Genomic DNA, 16,419 nt, shown 5'->3' with positions numbered 1-16,419 from the left:
ACTGGTTTTAGGTCGGAAGAGTTAGGAAGTGGTGCGTTTGTGAAATGGTGAATGCGAGAGCGTCTGTCATCCTGAGCAGCGCGAAGGACCTTCTCACGGTAGAACAAGTCGTTAGTACAATAGTCGTTCAACTGGCACAAGGTCTTTCGCTCCGCTCAGGATGACAGGTGCTACTCTACCATCTCGTAAATTCACAAGCTCACCATTTCACCACTGCAACGGCACGCCCAACTCGCGCGCCAGCGGTGCGGCGGCCGATTGATACAGCCGTGTCAGCAGCTCATTAAGGCTATCGGCCAGCTCCACGTGGTAGTCTTCGTGAAGCTTCTGGGCTTGTTTGAGGGCTTCTTGGGTGCGACGGGCCAGATGTTGAAGAAGGGGCTGGGTAGGACCGTGCAAGCGTGCCACACTTTCAGGCTGGTGTGCAAACACGTTCAGCAGCAGGCGGATACTCAACTCTACTTCACAGTAGGTATCGCCTGTGATTTTGGTATGGTAGGCCAGTCGGGCCTGGAGCTGCCGCAGAATCAGGAGCAGGTCGTTGGGGGTTTGGTGGTAGCCGCGCACGGGGTCGTCTACCTGTTGGCGCAGGCGGTGGCGGCGTTCCTCCAGGGCATCTGGGCCTTCGAGTAAACGGTAGCTGAGTTGCTCCGTGAGCACGCTATCCTGGGCTACAAGGCGGGCCAGCAACTGGTCTTTTTCTTTTTGCGGTAGGTTGAAAAGAGCTTTGCGTAGGTCGGGGGGTAGGGCAGGCATTGGGGTAGCCGATTATTTTATCGAATGTCATTTAATAACATCAGCAACGACGGGCGCGTGCAACGCGCCCCTACTCCTCTGCCACTTCCTGTGCCTCGGGCTTGATACGACCAGCCAAAGCCAAGCGGTTCTTTTCCTCATCAAACTCGTTCTCGCTCTTGGCTATAACCACCGTGGCCACAGCGTTGCCGATGATGTTGGTAATGGCCCTGGATTCCGACATAAACCGATCCACGCCCAATAGCAAGGCCATGCCCTCCACGGGTATCACCTTGGTGGCGGCCAAAGTAGAGGCCAGCACAATAAACCCCGAGCCGGTGACGCCCGCCGCGCCCTTGCTGGTCAGCATCAGAATGCCGATGATGGTGAGCTGTTGGGTCAGGGAAAGGTCGATGCCGAAAGCTTGAGCCAGGAAAATGGCCGAGATGGAAAGATAGATAGTGGTGCCATCGAGGTTGAACGAATAGCCCGTTGGAATTACCAAACCTGCCACTGATCGCGAGCAGCCGAAGGTTTCGAGCTTATCGATGAGTAAGGGTAGGGCCGACTCCGACGACGACGTGCCCAGCACAATCAGCAGTTCTTCTTTGATGAAGGCCAGCAGCGTCAGAATACTGAATTTGTAGCGCCACGCCACCAGCCCCAGCACCCCGAAGATAAACAGGGCCATAGTGCCATACACGGTCAGCATCAGCTTCGCCAGGGGTAGGAGGGTGCTAATGCCGTACTTACCAATGGTGAAGGCCATGCCGCCGAAGGCACCCAGCGGCGCCAGCTTCATTACCAGGCCCAGCACCGCAAAAAAGATCTGACTCAGCTTCTCGAACATGCTGATAACGGGCGCGCTGATGTCCACTTTTACCTTGCTCAACGCCAGCCCAAACAGCACGGCTATCAGCAATACTTGCAGCACGTCGCTCTCGGCAAAAGCCCCCACAAAGCTGTCGGGCACGATGTGGGTGAAGAATTTCACCCAGTCCATGTTGGCGCCTTTTTCGGCGTACTCAGCCGTTTGGCTGGCTTGGGCAGCTACAGTGGTGGTATCAATACCGCGGCCAGGCTGGGTTAGGTTGGCTGCGCCTACCCCAATCACCAGCGCAAACGTGGTGATGATTTCAAAATATAGAATAGCCTTGCCGCCCACACGCCCTACCTTCTTCAGGTCGCCGATGTTGCCAATGCCCAGCACCACCGTCAGGAAGATGATGGGGGCAATCAGCATCTTGATGAGGTTGATGAACGTGTCGCCGATGGGCTTCATTGCCGCGCCTACCTCGGGAAAGAACGTGCCAACCAGAATGCCCAGCACAATGGCCGTAAGAACCTGAAACGTGAGGTTGCGGGAGAGTTTTTTCATGCCCCGCGAAGCTACGAAAGCAGACGGTAGGGTAGGGTATAAACCAAAACCACCTGACATCCTGAGCGGAGCGAAGGACCTTCTCACGCTAGCACGACCTGCGTCAGATAGCAACTATCTAATGCAAGTCGTGCTAGCGTGAGAAGGTCCTTCGCTCCGCTCAGGATGACAGGTGAGAGTTGGAAGGGTAGGCAGGTGATACCTACTTCTTCGCGTAGGCCACGCGGTAAATCACCCCATTGGCATCATCCGACACCAAAATAGAGCCGTCAGCGTGCTGGGCAATGCCGCACACGCGGCCAAACTGTGCCTTGTCGCCGTCTACGAGCCAGCCGGTTACGAAATCCTCGAACTTCTCGGGCTGACCTTGCTGGTTGAAGTGCACACGCACCAGCTTGTAGCCCGAAGGCTCGGCGCGGTTCCAGGAGCCGTGCATGGTCACGATGGCGTCGTTTTGATATTCCTGCGGAAACTGCTTGCCGTTGTAGAACACCATGCCCAGTGGGGCCGAGTGGGCCTTGTACAGGAGCTTGGGTTTTACGGTTTTAGCTGCATATTGCTCATAGGTCTGGCCGCCGGGTGGCTCATCGGCGGGGTTGGCTTTGCCATCTTCGAACACAAACGGCCAGCCATAATTGCCGCCCTGCTTGATTTCGTTCAGCTCCTCGTGCTGCTGCTCGTCGCCGAGCCAGTCGATGCCGTGGTCGAAGCCGAAGAGTTGCCCCGTGCGCGGGTGCCAGCCAAAGCCGATGGTATTGCGCAAGCCTTGAGCGAATACCGTGCGGCCCGAGCCGTCGGTCTTCACTTGCAGCAGGGTCGCGTTTTCCTTATTGTTCTCGTCGCAGGCGTTGCAGGTGCTACCCACCGAGAGGTAGAGCGTGCCGTCGGGGGCGAAGTTGAGGGTGCGGTTGGGGTGCTGGCCGGCGTCGGGTAGGTCGTTGTATAGGCGCTTCAACGGGCTCAGCGAACCATCTTTCTGAATATCGGCCACGTACAAATCCCGGATGGCTGCCACGTAGAGCTTGCCGTCTTTAATGGCTAGGCCGTGCAGGTTATCGGCCTGGGCCACCTGCTTGGTTTGGTCGGCCTTGCCGTCCTTGTTGGTGTCGCGCAGTAGCGTAACGGTGCCTTTGTCGCGGTTCGATACGTACACGTCGCCGTTGGGGGCTACGGCCAACATCCGGGGCTTTTCCAGCTTATCCGCAAACTTGGTGATTTTGAAACCAGGCGGCGCTTTCAACTGCGCCACGCGGGCATCGGTGGGGTCTACTTGCTCGGGCTTGAAGATGTGGCCGTCGTAAGACGCCTTCACCGACTTTTGGTAATCGTTCTGGGCAGCCGCCGTGAGCGTAGTAACCAGCGCCGCAGCAGTTAAGGTATGACGAAGTAAGTGCATCGTTGAATAAGAAAGGTTGTGTCCTATTCAACTGCGGATCATAGGGTAGGGTTACGAAACCCTATAAGGGGACTACTCTTTCGTGAGACGGACCCCAACTGTAAAGCCGGCCCGTATCCAGAGAAAACTCTTTTTATCTGAGTAAGAGGACTGATTGAAGCTGCCTGAAGTGATCTGCCAGCGATAGGCTGGGCCAGCGTACACTTCCGCAGTCAACCGCGAAAACAACGCCTGATGGCCCAATAGCGCACCTGTTTCCACTTCGGTGCGCCGCCGCTGGGTAGCGCCGGGCGGCGGCAGGTCGCCCAGGCCTAGCCGCAAGTGACCCACTCCCACAAACGGACTCAGAAACAGACCTACATTCTGCTGCGGAGGGTGTAGGTACCGGCGGTAGTCGAGGTAAACTTTCGGGCCGCTGCTTGGCTCGGCATCCTGCGCCGGAAAGTGCCGGTAGCTTCCCAGCAGTTGAACAGATGACCGACTGTTCCACCCCACTTCCAGGCCCAACGTGGCAGACAGCGGAATAAGCTCCCCCACATGCAACAGCGGGTTAATGCTGATTTTGGGCGTGATAGTCTGCCCCGTTGCCGCGCCAACCAAGAGCAGCCACAACACGCAAATACTCCCTGCCAACCGCCACATAACAAATAACAAATAAGATATATGCGGAGAGTTTTATCCCAATAATTCTTGATTCACATATACATACGTATACCGATGTGCTACCCCTTCGGGCACTTGCGGCAGCTGTTGCTGCGTCCAGGTATCATCGTCATAAATACCGGCGAGCTGAGCTTCAATAGCGTCTAATGTCAGTTCGGCCAGGGTAGGGTCGAGCTGGGTGGCGCGCTGGTGCAGCTCCTCGGGCGTGGTGGCCAGTGTGGTAGGGGTAGGCGCTTCGGAGGTGGGCAGGCTTTGCAGCGCAGCCAGCACTTTGGGCGTGAGGTATTGTTTCATATCGAAGGTAGGATAGAGCCTAAGCTACGCAAAAACCACCGAAGCCTACGAAACGGCTACCCGCGTTGGGCCGTACGCACAAGCTCAACATCACCTTCCGCTCTGCCCACATGAACTTCCTGACCGTCGGCCACGACCCTCAACACCATCCTATCCGCCTGCATTACGTCGATTTGGGCGAGGGCGAGCCCATTGTGCTGCTGCACGGCTACCCCGCCAGCCTCGAAATGTGGGAGCAGCAGTTACTGGAACTGCCCCGCCACGGCGCGCGGGTGGTAGCCTACTCCCGGCGCGGCTTCGGCTACTCCGACAAGCCCTGGGACGGCTACGACTACGACACGTTTGCCGACGATCTGAAAGCCGTACTCGATGCGCTGGACCTGCACAACGTGACGCTGGTAGGCTTTTCGATGGGCGGGGGCGAAGTGGCGCGCTACATGCACCGCCACCAGGGCGCCAGGGTAGGGAAGGTGGTGTTTGTGTCGTCTGTGACGCCCTACCTGTTTCAGGATGATGCCAACCCCGCGGGCCTGAGCGAGGAAGACCGCGCGGAAGAAATTGCCCACGTCCGCGCCGACCGTTTCGCGTTTCTGCGCGACTACAACCGGCAGTTCTACAGCAGCGGTTTGCTGCACGCCTCCGTCGGTAGCGCCTCGCTGCATTGGATGCAGCAGCTCTGCCAACGCGCCGCGCCCTGGGCCACCGAAGCTTGCATTGCAGCCTTCGGTACCACCGATTTTCGCCGTGATTTAGCGTTTCTAAGCTTGGCCGTGCCCATTCCTACCCTGGTTATCCACGGCAGCCACGATGAGCTATCGGCGGCCAAAGCGGGTGGGCGCCGGATGTGGCAATATGTGCCCCAAGCCGCCTACTTGGAGTACGATGGTGCCCCGCACGGCCTGTTCCTAACAGACAAAGACAGGTTCAACCAAGACGTGCTGGCGTTTGCAAAATACGGGCTGAAGGGTCTGGAATGAGCGGTATAGAGCGCAATGTAGCGACACACATATGATGTCGCTATATCGCTGATGTTGATCGTTCAATTCGGAGACGCAACATGTGGTGTTGCTACACCGGCTGGCTTTTTAGACGGTCTCAGGTACTCACTACGCTTTTTCCAATCGGCGTTTCAAATACCGTCGGATGGGAATATCTAGCCAAATTAAAGTTAGGTAAGCTAGTACAATCAGCGCTATAGTAGCCAGCGGAACGAGAATACTTAACTGGCCTGCGCTGGGTTTTTGAGCTGCCATATAGCTGAAAAATAACCATATAAAAGGGTAGTGAACGATATAAAGCGGATAAGAAATATTGCCCGAAAACTTGCACACCGCCGCAAGCCGGTCTGATAACTGTGCGCCGGCCCCCAGGGAAATTAAAAACGGAAAATAAAAAATAATGATAAGCGGCTCTGTTATCCAATTCAATTGATTCGAAAAAGGGGACAGAAGAGCAAGCAACAACAGTAAACTGGCGCTACCCAGTCCAAGGCGCGACGATAGTATCCACTGCGAGCGATAGACGAGCATACCCGCCAGAAAAGAAAAAAATACCCTGGCGCCGCCGCCCCAAAAAGTTTCGCCGCTCCAGCCAGCGGCCAGATTTTTAAAATGATACGCCGTGTAGAATAGCACACCGGCCGCAAAAATTATTAAAACCCACAACGCCTTATTGCGTAGCTTGAAAAGTAGCGTTGCGTAAATAATGCTGGCGATATATTCCCATAAAAGAGACCAGGTAGGCGGATTTAAATGATAAATATTTGCATATCGATCTTTTACAAGTGGGTAGGGAATAAGGAAGGCAGATGATATGCTTAATAACAGGGTTTTGCCAGCTCCATAAATAGCATATAGGCTGACGAAGGGGTCAAAAAAATATTCGACTAACCCTATAACGGTTCCAATAAGTATTAAAGGGTGCAGACGAATAAGGCGTAGCATGAAGAATTTCGTAAAGCTCATTTCTTCAATTCTATTGTCATAGGCATACGCAATAACAAAACCTGATAAACAGAAAAAGAAATCAACGGCTAAATAACCGTGTCCAATAAAGTTTTTCGTGGAATCAGGGATAATGATTTCCATGAAGTGAAATACCACAACGGCCACGGCCGCTACCCCTCGAAGGCCATCTAGTATTTCCAAATGGGGCCTGCTGGCAAGAGGGGTAGGGGAGGATGTTGCTGATTGCATAATCGGTAGAAGAACGGGCTTAGCTGGGCAGTAAAGCTAGCGCTGGGTGTGGTCTACCAAGCTACTATAAATCTGCTGCATCGGCCGGCTGCGTGCGCAACGCATAAAATTGCCCAAACAAACACTTGATACTTCCCGTTGGGCACAACACACTTTGTTGCTTTCTGATGTATCATCGCTACTCGTTACCGCTGCTATTGCTGCTGCCTGCTACTCTGCACGCCCAAACTACGCCCTCTGATACAGTGCGCGTGCTACCCGAAGCCACGGTGGTAGGCTATGGCCAGAACCTGCCGTTGCGCCGCACGGCTGCTGCTGTCGGCGTGGTAAATGCCCGTGTTATTGGCCGTTTCAATGAAGCCAGTCTGGCCGAGGCGGTGAACACCCTACCCGGTGTGCGGCTGGAGGAGCGCGCCACGGCCAGCTACCGGCTCAACATCCGTGGCAGCTCGCTCCGCTCGCCCTACGGCGTGCGCAACGTGAAGGTGTACTACAACGATATTCCGTTCACGGATGCCACTGGTAGCACGGCCCTCAACTTGCTCGATGCCGCTACCATTGGGCGCATAGAGGTGCTGAAAGGTCCGGCCGGTAGCGTGTATGGCGCGGGTACCGGTGGCGTGGCCCTCCTCAGCAGCCGCCAGCCCGAAATAGGCACCACGCGGGCGCAGGTGGGTTTCACTACGGGTAGTTATGGGTTGCGGCGCTACGCGGCCGTAGCCGAAAGCGGTACGGCCACCAGCTCCATCCGAGCCCAGTACGTGCGCCAGACCCTCGATGGCTACCGCCAGCAAAGTGCCCTGCGCCGCGACGTAGTGGCGCTGGATGGTGAGTTCCGGCCATCGGCCAAGCAAACCATTGGCGTGCACGTGCTCTACACGGATATCGACTATGAACTGCCTGGCGGCCTCACGCGGGCGCAGTTTGCGCAAGACCCGCGGCAGGCGCGGCCCAGCACGGCTACCGCAGCGGGCTCGGTAGCGCAGAATACCTTTTATGCTTCGCGCACGGCATTGTTGGGTGTTTCGCACGAGTATCGCTTCACGGAGCGCTTTTCCAATAAAACCACGCTCTATACCACTGGTAGCGCCATTCGCACGGCTGCTATTACCGACTATGAGCGCAATACTCAGTTAGGCGGCGGCGGACGCACTACGTTCAACTACCGCACGGCGCTGGCCGGCCACACGCTCCGCCTCACGGCGGGCGGCGAGCTGCAAACGGGTTTCCTGGATGGGCGCAGCTTCCAGAACCTGCGGGGTAGGGTAGGGGCGCTGCGCTACAACGACGAGGTGCGCACGCTTACGGGCTTCGGCTTCGCGCAGGCTGATTACGAGCTGCCCGCTGATTTTCTGCTGACCGTAGCCGCCAGCTACAACCGCCTGCGCTACCGCATTGCGCGGGTATCGGACGCCACCACAAACCCCGACGGCTACGAGCTGACGCGCACCTTCCGGCCGGAGGTGTCGCCGCGGGTGGCCCTGCTGAAGCAGCTGACGCCGCAGTGGTCGGTGTACGGCAGTGTGAGCACCGGCTACGCCCCGCCCACCACCGACGACATCCGCACCTCCGATGGCTCCTTGAACCAGGAGTTGCAGGCCGAGCGCGGCACCAGCTACGAGGTAGGTACCCGCGGCTCCTTTCTGCAAGATCGGCTCACCTTCGACATAGCCGCCTACGATTTCCACCTGGACCAAACCATCGTGACGCGCACCACTGACCAGGGCGTGAGCGTGTTCTATAATGCCGGCACCACCCGGCAGCGTGGGGTAGAAGCCACCGTGAGCGGCTGGTTGTGGCGTAGCGCGGCAGTAGCCACTCAGCCCACTGCCCTACCTACTGGCGTGCGCGCCTGGGCCAGCTACGCCTACCAGCGCTACCGCTTCGGCACGTACGAGTCGGGCGGCAACGATTTCAGTGGCAACCGCCTCACCGGTACCGCGCCGCACACGCTCACCGCTGGCTTGGATGCTACTTCGGAGTTGGGTTTTTATCTCTACCCCACCGTTAATCACCAGGCCCGCTCACCTCTCAACGATGCTAATACGGAGTATGCTGCCGGCTACTGGACCTTCGGTAGCCGCGCCGGCTGGCGCCGCACCTTACTGGACCGCCTGGAAATGGATGTGTTTGCAGGCGTCAACAACCTCACCGACCGCAATTACAGCCTCGGCAACGACCTGAATGCGTTTGGTGGTCGTTACTTCCAACCCGCTAATGGCCGCAACTGGTACGGCGGCGCCACGGTAGGCTGGCGCTGGTAAGATTGAGACAGGCAAATAGTGAAACTAGTCGTTGATGGGGAGTAGTAGTACTGGCAGGGTAGCCCGCTGCACCAGCCTGGCCGTGACGCTGTGGTGGAACAAGTCGCCCAGCCACGTGTGCCGATGCACCTGCGCAACCAGTAGGTCCGCTTCGATTTCCTTCGCACCCTGCGCAATGCCATCGGCTATGGATATGTGGCGCACGCCATGGTGGTGCGGCTGCGAATCGGTGGGCAACAAGCCGCTGTCCAGCACGTGCTGGCATGCTACAGCAGTGCTGTCGTTGTCCTCCGGCTCGGCTACGTGTAGGATCGTAAAGCGAGAAGGCAGCTGGTGTAGCCAGGCTACCATAGCGTTTGCCTGCGGGAGCAAGGAAAACGGCTGATTGTCGGCGGCAATGGCAACGCACTGCGGCGGCATGGGGATAGGAGCGCTTTCGGGCACTACCAGCAAGGGGCAAGGCAAATGCCCCAGCAGTTTGAGGGCTGTAGTCTGCGCTACTACTTCCGGCGAGCCTTTGGTGGCAGCGGGCCTACCCAACAGCAGCAAGGCCGGCTGATAGCGCCGCACGCCGGCGTCCGCAGCCTCGGCCACACGGGCCACGGTAGCCTCCGTAATAACTGGAACCGACAGCTTATCGCGTCGCTGTAACAGGGCCGTGGCAATTTCACCCTCACTCAGCGGCGACAAGCTACCCGTAAGGGCCTCTGGGTCGAAAAGCGACGTGCGCTGCACGTGCAGCAATACGATGGTAGCGCGTAGTTGCACAGCCAACGCGTCGGCATAGGCTAGCGCGTGGTCGGCGGCGGGCGAGAAATCAGTTAGAACAAGCAGATGCATTGGGCACTGAAGTTAAGTTCTGTAAAACAACACAAACCCAAGCGGCGAGCAGCCATTGGGTAGCAATGCAAAAGCCCGCTCTCCAACGAAACGGAAGAGCGGGCTTACGCCATACGAACTGCCGCTTAGCGGTTGTTGTCGTCAATGGGGTTGTTGAAGCCAGGGTTCATCAGCTCGTCGGTTTGGCTGCTGGTATCGGAGTCGGGGCCGGCTGTGGGCGTATCAGGTAGGCCATTGGAGGCTTCGTCCAACATGTCGGAGGTGTCAAGCGTACCTTCTTCGTCCTTTTTATAGGAATACAGTTCTTCGTGGTGCTTGCGCTGCTCCTCAGACATGGGTTGGTTGTCGGAGATGTTGTTTGCTGAATCAGCCATAAAATCAGAATTACAGGTTATCCTGGTTTGGGTCGGGGCCTACCGTGGTGGGGTTACCGGGTTCGTTGGTTGGCCAGTTGCGGGTGCCGCTGCCGTAGCGCGGGTCGTCGTCGGCCCAGGAGGTGCGGCTCTCGTCTTCTTGGGCATCATCGCCCATTGCTTTTGCTACCCCACTTGGGTCCTGGTTTTGGGCTACGCCACCGCGCTGAAGCGGGTCAACGGTATCGGGTGCAGCCGCGCCTCCGGGATTGGTGCCGGCAGGCTTATGCTCAGTACCACTGGTAGTTGTATGGGGCTGCTTGCCAAAGTCGCCGTAGCCGGGCGTGCCGGCGTTGGGCTGCGCTGCTTGTGGGTTGGGCTGCAAGGGTTGTTCGGCTACCTCTTCGCCTTCTTTCAGGTTGAAGACGTCTTGGTTTTCGTGCGGCTTGCGGAACTCGCTGAACTCGTCCGGGTTATCGTTGCTGCCGTCGTTGGGATGCTTTTGCATGGGAGAGAGACTTAGGGTGAAATGGCGGAAAAACGGTGTAAATGACCGCCCCCGCTTCCTGAACTACGTAAAGTGGGCGGGGCGTGGCTACCTCTGGCAGCAAAAAATGCCCATGTGGTCTTCGCGCATCTTCCTTGTTTTTCTCTTTCAACATCTTCTGCGTATGTCTTTCCCTATTGAGCACCACACCCAGGATCAGGAATTTACCGTCAACATCGACGGCCACCAGGGCGAGTTGGCCTACAGCTTTCCCACCGAAGGTGTCGTCGACTTCACCCATACCTTCGTCGATAAAGCCTTGCGCGGCCAGGGCGTAGCCGATGCCATGGCCCGCCGTGCTCTGGATTTTGCCCGCGAGCAAAAGCTACAGGTGCGCACCAGCTGCGAGTTCATGCAGAAATTCGTGCAAGAGCACCACACCGAATATCAGGACTTGTTGGAGTAGGGGACAGCAGCGTGCCAGGGTAAGCCAAAATTCTGTACAGTTGCCCGGCGAATGTCGCACATCCGAGGGGTATCCTTTGTTGGTTTATGTAGATAGCGAAGTCCTAGTCCTAGAAAGTCGGGACCTTGCTATCAATCTGAACTTCCTATTCCTATGGATACGCAACCTACCGCCGCACCCCAACCCGCTGCCCCGCCCGCTTCTGTTGGTCCTACCGCGTCTGCTACCCTTGACATCGAGGGGATGACCTGCGCGGCGTGTGCGTCCGCCGTCGAACGGTCGTTGCGCCGCACGCCGGGTGTCACGCAGGCGCTGGTCAACTACGCCACCGAAAAGGCCACCGTGGAGTACGAGCCCGGCGCGGCCTCGCCGGGTGTGCTGCGCGAGGCTGTGCGCCGCGCCGGCTACGACGTAGCCGCTCGGCGGCCGGACACCAGCGCCACTGACCGCCAAGCCGCGCTGGACCAGCAAAAGGCCCAGGCCTATCATCACCTCAAACGCCGTTTGTGGGTAGCCGCTGCTCTCACGGCCGTTATCATGCCCTTGTCAATGCTGATGCTGTGGCCCGCGCTGTCGGCTCGCATCAACATGCAGTGGCTCAACTACCTGCTGCTGGTCCTCACGCTGCCAGTAGTGCTGTACAGCGGCCGCGAGTTCTACGCCTCGGCCTGGAAGGGCCTGCGCCACCGCACGGCCAACATGGACACGCTGATTGCAGTAGGCACCGGCGCGGCGTTTCTGTACAGCCTAGCCGTGACGCTGGCACCCAGTTTTTTCCAGGAGTATGGCCTGATGCCCGAGCCCTACTACGACACTACGGCTACCGTTATAGCCCTTATTCTGGTAGGCAAAGTGCTGGAAGCCCGCGCCAAAAATCGCACTTCCGATGCCATGCGCGCGCTGTTGCAGCTACAGCCCAAAACGGCCCGCGTACTCCGCGGTGGCAAGGAGGTTGACCTCCCCGTAGAGCAACTCGACGTGGACGATGTGGTAGCAGTGCGCCCCGGCGAGCAAGTGGCCACCGATGGCGTCATCACCGACGGCCGCTCTGCCCTCGACGAAAGCCTACTCACCGGCGAAAGCCTACCCGTAGAAAAGGCAGCCGGCGACGCCGTATTCGGCGCAACGCTCAACAAAACCGGTGCCTTCCACTTCCGCGTAACACAGGTAGGAGAAGAAACCATGCTGGCGCGCATTGTGCAACTCGTAGAAGACGCGCAAGGCTCGCGGGCGCCCATTCAGCGCCTCGCCGACCGCATCAGCGCCATCTTTGTGCCCACGGTTATTGGCATTGCGGTGCTCACGTTCATTGCGTGGTTTCTGCTGGCTCCCGCCGGAATGCGCCTGCCGCTAGCGCTCATCAACTTCGTGGCCGTGCTGATTATCGCCTGTCCGTGCGCGCTGGGGCTGGCCACGCCCACGGCCATTATGGTCAGTACCGGCAAAGGGGCCGAGCACGGGGTGCTTATCCGTAGCGCCGAAGCCCTGGAAAAAGCCCACGCCGTCACCACTATCCTGCTCGACAAAACCGGGACTATCACCAACGGCCAGCCAGCCGTAACCGACATCGTAACCGCCCCCGACTACCCCGAAGCGCATCTGCTGGCGCTGGTAGCCGCCGTGGAGCGGCATTCGGAGCACCCATTGGCGGCTGCGGTAGTGCAACACGCCACCAAGCAGTCAGTGGATTTTGCGTTGGAAGTAGCTGATTTTGAAGCCGTAGCCGGACATGGCGCCCGCGCAGTAGTAGCAGGGCAACACGTGCTCATTGGTAATCAACGCCTATTGGCCGACGCCAACATTACCCTACCCCCCACCCTATCCCAGGCCGCCGACGCGCTCTTGCAACAGGCCAAAACCGTACTCTACGTAGCCCTTGATGGGCAGGCTGCTGGCCTGCTAGCTGTGGCCGACACCGTGCGACCTACCTCTGCCGCGGCCATTGCTGAGCTACAGGCGCTGGGCCTGGAAGTGGTGATGATGACCGGCGACAACCCCCAAACGGCTCAGGCCGTCGCGGCGCAGGTAGGCATCCGGCGATATGTTGCCGAGGTGCTACCCCAAGACAAAGCGGCCCAGGTGCAAGCCCTACAACAAGAGGGTAAGGTAGTGGCCATGGTAGGCGACGGCATCAACGATGCTCCCGCGCTGGCGCAGGCCGATGTGGGCCTAGCCATGGGCACCGGCACCGATGTGGCCCTGGAAGCCGCCGGCATCACCCTCATGCGCGCCGACCTGCGAAGCGTGGTAACTGCCATTGCCTTATCGCGGCAAACAATGCGCATTGTACGCCAAAACCTGTTTTTCGCTTTTGTTTACAATGCACTGGGCATTCCTGTTGCGGCGGGCGTGTTATATCCCTTTTTCGGGGTGTTGCTCTCGCCCATGCTGGCAGCTGCTGCCATGGCACTTAGTTCCGTTTCGGTGCTCACCAACTCGCTGCGCTTGCGTGGTTTTCGCGGGTAGGGAGTTTAGAAATTGCTACTCCAGCGCATCATATTATAGTGTGCTGGATAGGAGAAAATGGACAAAACAGCGTTTATAGGCGGCGGATGCCCCCTTTTTCCCCGTTTTACTGGTTAAACTATATAATTAGTTGCATTCATTCTATCCTCCATAATGGTATAAATATAGATATATGAGTAACATGAGTGTGTTCTTGAGGTGTTATCTAGTAGTCATTATATTGATTTTAAATAACTTATGGCTATTGGCAGATTATATATTCATATAATTTATATAAATAGTTATTGTCACAATTACTGCAGAATATTCTTTGATTTTGGAAGAGGAAGTAGCAACCTTAGCATCACATTACGATTGTATGCACTCCTTTCTCCGCCCTTTTGCTCCCTCGCCAGTGCTGACTTTTAAACCTCATATGGGTATGATGTCGGCTAGCCCTTTTGGCTCTTCCTCATCCGAGCCTAGTGCATTATGCTTTCATAATAGCCAAGCCCAAGTAGAGTGGCTGGCCGACAGCTACATTCACGTACGCTGGACCGGGCAACCAATGAACAGCGCTGAATTTCGGGCAGTGTTCCGGTACATACAGGCGTTGCTAATCATCACGCAAGCCTCACTGGTACTAACTGACCATCGCGAAATGCTACCCCCGTCGCCCGCTGATATAAACTGGCTCATGCACGAATGGACTCCTACGGTAGTGCGTGAAACCAACTATTCTCACCGGGCTATCATACCGGCCCGCAACAGCCAGACCAGGGCAGCAATAGCCAAAGTAACTACCTGTGATGCATCGGCCGCTCTTACGGCCCAGTTTTTCACGGAAGTGGAGCCGGCAGTGCGCTGGCTACGCAGCATTTACGTGGTGTAAGTAGGGGGCGTGTTCATTAGGCTTTGCGGCTGGCCCGCTGGGCCAGCCGTAGCCACTCCTGGGCCGCGTCGCCATCATCGAACATCCGCATCTGTAGCTTTCCATTGACACCAATGTGCATGGCCTCGGCAGAAAGTGCTGCCAATGACTCCGAGCTGACAATATGCGCAAAATGGGTAAGGCCCTGACTGATGGCTCGGGGCGCCCAGTTGGTAACCAGCCACTCTACGGCGTGGTCCCAAGGACCAATAACCTGCCGATTATCATTGAGTAGGTAGGAGCAGGCGTGGTCTCGCAAGGGATGCAAGCAGGCATCAGCCCCGGCTATGATACCCACATAGGTTTGATAGCCAATCCAATTGTTATATACCCAGTTATTCACTGTGTCGAACTCAATGGTAAGGTAGACCTTACCAAATCCGTTGATTAACTCTGTTGGCATACGGACAGTGCAACTAGCGCCTTATGATAATGATGGAACACAGTAGTGTATAGTCTGATCAGTTATAGGGTAGCGTTATGCTGGCTCACCTTCTGGCTTAACAATACAGAGGCGCAAAGAACGGGAAGGAAAAAGAAAAATGCTGAAAACTCGGTGAGTGAAGTGCTCAGCAAGTTCAATAGCGCTTCCTACTGGTTATCCAGGTATTGGGCAATGCGGACTACTGGGAGCAGAAATGTAGAAGAAACTTCTTAGTTGTAAGTAGGTGGACGTAATTGTCGATCCAGCGGTCTATCAATGCCAGAAAGTCCACCGAGGTAAGGGCTGCGGCCTTTTCCTATTTACTGGACCGTTTAAAAGTAGAGCATCAGGCGTTTTGAAGCTCGACCGTAGTGGCCGCAGCCACTACCTCATCGGGCGTTAAATTCTGTAATGAGCTGTGCGGTCGGAAGTTATTGTAATCCTGTCGCCACTGCTCGATTTTATCCTGCGCATCGGCCAGCCACAGGAACCAGTGTACGTTCAAGCACTCATCCCGGAAGCTGCCATTGAACGATTCACTATACGGATTGTCTGTGGGTTTGCCGGGTCGGGAGAAGTCGAGCGTCACGTGCTGCTCGTACGCCTACTTGTCCAGCGCCTTACTGATAAACTCACTGCCATTGTCGACTTGAATGCGTTCGGGCATCACGCCTAACGCTTGCTGCAAGTGGCTCATGCTGGCCACCACGTCTTCGCCTTTCAACGACTGCCCCACAATGGCTAAGCATTGGCGACTAAAGTTATCCACTATCGTTAAGGCGCGGATTTTGCGCCCCTCAAAGAGCTGATCGGCCACAAAATCCATACTCCAACTCTGGTGTGGCCGCTGCAACTCCACCCGCTCCAGCCGGTGAGCGGCCGCCCGGCTGGAGCGGGTGGAGTTGCAGCGTAAATGCAGTCCTTCCAAGCAATAAAGGCGGTGCACGCGCTTGTGGTTGTCCGGCCAGCCCTCCCGACGCAAGAGTGTGAACAGGCGCTGACAGCCATAGCGGATCCGAACCTGGGCTAACTCCCGCAGGCGCTGGCGCAAGACTGTGTCATCCCACCCGTGCGGCTGGTAGTACCAACTCGACCGCCGGAGCGACACGAGTTGGCAAGCCCGGCGTGTAGACATCCGGTAGGCGTCAATTAAGTATTGAGCCGCGTGTCGACGCTGCTTGGGGCTTCAAAACTTTTTTTGAGCACGTCCTGCAACATCTGCTTGTCCAGGCTCAGATCAGCTACCAGCTGTTTGAGGTGTAGATTCTCTTCTTCCAACTGCTTCAACCGGCGCAACTCGGGCACGCCTAAGCCACCATACTTCTTCTTCCAGTTGTAGTATGTGGCCTCGCTGATGCCCATCTTCCGGCATACTTCCGCGACAGCCACGCCCGTGTCTGCTTGGCGCAGGGCAAATACGATTTGAGCCTCGGTAAACTTGGGCTTTTTCAGGGCAAGTGTCTCTGATTTTTAAGGTACGACAATGCCTGATTTTCTCTGGTTTAGCGTGGACTAGTTTTATGGGGAGAGGTCAAGCTTATCTTAGCA

The 16,419-nt window shown here is 56.9% G+C and carries 15 protein-coding genes and 1 pseudogene; 5 read left to right on the top strand and 11 right to left on the bottom strand.

What is annotated here, in order from left to right; translation table 11 throughout:
* Positions 1–207 precede the first annotated feature (207 nt).
* The 5 genes from KYK14_RS12020 to KYK14_RS12000 form a co-directional block, all read right to left on the bottom strand.
* Positions 208–756 (bottom strand): hypothetical protein, encoded by a 549-nt coding sequence (locus tag KYK14_RS12020; protein ID WP_219159089.1) that lies wholly within the window; start codon positions 754–756, stop codon positions 208–210.
* Positions 757–826: 70 nt separating this feature from the next.
* Positions 827–2,113, bottom strand: a complete 1,287-nt coding sequence (locus KYK14_RS12015) for a dicarboxylate/amino acid:cation symporter (protein WP_219159087.1) — start codon at positions 2,111–2,113, stop codon at positions 827–829.
* Between the two features lie 202 nt (positions 2,114–2,315).
* Entirely contained in the window at positions 2,316–3,509 is a 1,194-nt protein-coding gene (locus tag KYK14_RS12010) for a PQQ-dependent sugar dehydrogenase (protein WP_219159085.1), read from the bottom strand.
* Positions 3,510–3,581: 72 nt separating this feature from the next.
* The gene (locus tag KYK14_RS12005) at positions 3,582–4,124 is read right to left on the bottom strand and encodes a hypothetical protein (protein WP_219159083.1); all 543 of its coding nucleotides are present in this window, start codon (positions 4,122–4,124) and stop codon (positions 3,582–3,584) included.
* Between the two features lie 60 nt (positions 4,125–4,184).
* The gene (locus KYK14_RS12000) at positions 4,185–4,466 is read right to left on the bottom strand and encodes a hypothetical protein (protein ID WP_219159081.1); all 282 of its coding nucleotides are present in this window, start codon (positions 4,464–4,466) and stop codon (positions 4,185–4,187) included.
* Between the two features lie 65 nt (positions 4,467–4,531).
* On the opposite strand from KYK14_RS12000, the gene KYK14_RS11995 reads away from it, so the two are divergent.
* Positions 4,532–5,443 carry an alpha/beta fold hydrolase gene (locus KYK14_RS11995; protein WP_343217094.1) on the top strand — a complete coding sequence of 304 codons (912 nt, stop codon included), beginning with the start codon at positions 4,532–4,534 and terminating at the stop codon, positions 5,441–5,443.
* Between the two features lie 129 nt (positions 5,444–5,572).
* On the opposite strand, the gene KYK14_RS11990 is transcribed toward KYK14_RS11995, so the two are convergent.
* On the bottom strand, positions 5,573–6,661 hold the full coding sequence (locus KYK14_RS11990) for an acyltransferase family protein (protein WP_219159079.1): 1,089 nt from the start codon (positions 6,659–6,661) through the stop codon (positions 5,573–5,575).
* Between the two features lie 167 nt (positions 6,662–6,828).
* Here KYK14_RS11990 and KYK14_RS11985 point away from each other — a divergent pair, with 167 nt between their 5' ends.
* Positions 6,829–8,925: a TonB-dependent receptor family protein gene (locus KYK14_RS11985; protein ID WP_219159077.1), complete on the top strand. Its 2,097-nt coding sequence runs from the start codon at positions 6,829–6,831 to the stop codon at positions 8,923–8,925.
* Between the two features lie 24 nt (positions 8,926–8,949).
* Here the strand turns inward: KYK14_RS11985 and KYK14_RS11980 are convergent, their stop codons facing one another.
* The 3 genes from KYK14_RS11980 to KYK14_RS11970 all read right to left on the bottom strand — a co-directional run bounded on the left by KYK14_RS11980 (position 8,950) and on the right by KYK14_RS11970 (position 10,626).
* Positions 8,950–9,765, bottom strand: a complete 816-nt coding sequence (locus tag KYK14_RS11980) for a universal stress protein (RefSeq protein ID WP_219159076.1) — start codon at positions 9,763–9,765, stop codon at positions 8,950–8,952.
* Positions 9,766–9,890: 125 nt separating this feature from the next.
* Positions 9,891–10,139: a hypothetical protein gene (locus KYK14_RS11975; RefSeq protein ID WP_185282874.1), complete on the bottom strand. Its 249-nt coding sequence runs from the start codon at positions 10,137–10,139 to the stop codon at positions 9,891–9,893.
* A gap of 10 nt (positions 10,140–10,149) precedes the next feature.
* Positions 10,150–10,626 carry a hypothetical protein gene (locus KYK14_RS11970; RefSeq protein ID WP_219159075.1) on the bottom strand — a complete coding sequence of 159 codons (477 nt, stop codon included), beginning with the start codon at positions 10,624–10,626 and terminating at the stop codon, positions 10,150–10,152.
* Positions 10,627–10,789: 163 nt separating this feature from the next.
* On the opposite strand from KYK14_RS11970, the gene KYK14_RS11965 reads away from it, so the two are divergent.
* The 3 genes from KYK14_RS11965 to KYK14_RS11955 all read left to right on the top strand — a co-directional run bounded on the left by KYK14_RS11965 (position 10,790) and on the right by KYK14_RS11955 (position 14,408).
* Entirely contained in the window at positions 10,790–11,071 is a 282-nt protein-coding gene (locus KYK14_RS11965) for a GNAT family N-acetyltransferase (protein WP_219159074.1), read from the top strand.
* Between the two features lie 153 nt (positions 11,072–11,224).
* Positions 11,225–13,537, top strand: a complete 2,313-nt coding sequence (locus KYK14_RS11960) for a heavy metal translocating P-type ATPase (protein ID WP_219159073.1) — start codon at positions 11,225–11,227, stop codon at positions 13,535–13,537.
* A gap of 547 nt (positions 13,538–14,084) precedes the next feature.
* On the top strand, positions 14,085–14,408 hold the full coding sequence (locus KYK14_RS11955) for a hypothetical protein (RefSeq protein ID WP_219159071.1): 324 nt from the start codon (positions 14,085–14,087) through the stop codon (positions 14,406–14,408).
* A gap of 16 nt (positions 14,409–14,424) precedes the next feature.
* Here the strand turns inward: KYK14_RS11955 and KYK14_RS11950 are convergent, their stop codons facing one another.
* Both KYK14_RS11950 and KYK14_RS11945 read right to left on the bottom strand, forming a co-directional pair.
* Positions 14,425–14,850 carry an STAS/SEC14 domain-containing protein gene (locus KYK14_RS11950; protein ID WP_219159070.1) on the bottom strand — a complete coding sequence of 142 codons (426 nt, stop codon included), beginning with the start codon at positions 14,848–14,850 and terminating at the stop codon, positions 14,425–14,427.
* Positions 14,851–15,217: 367 nt separating this feature from the next.
* Positions 15,218–16,323 (bottom strand): annotated as a pseudogene (locus KYK14_RS11945) (IS3 family transposase).
* Positions 16,324–16,419 lie beyond the last annotated feature (96 nt).

The sequence above is a fragment of the Hymenobacter profundi genome (genome assembly GCF_019334315.1).
GTDB lineage: Bacteria > Bacteroidota > Bacteroidia > Cytophagales > Hymenobacteraceae > Hymenobacter > Hymenobacter profundi.
The sequence above is the reverse complement of the archived record's forward strand: the minus strand, read 5'-3'. Positions and strand labels throughout refer to the sequence as shown.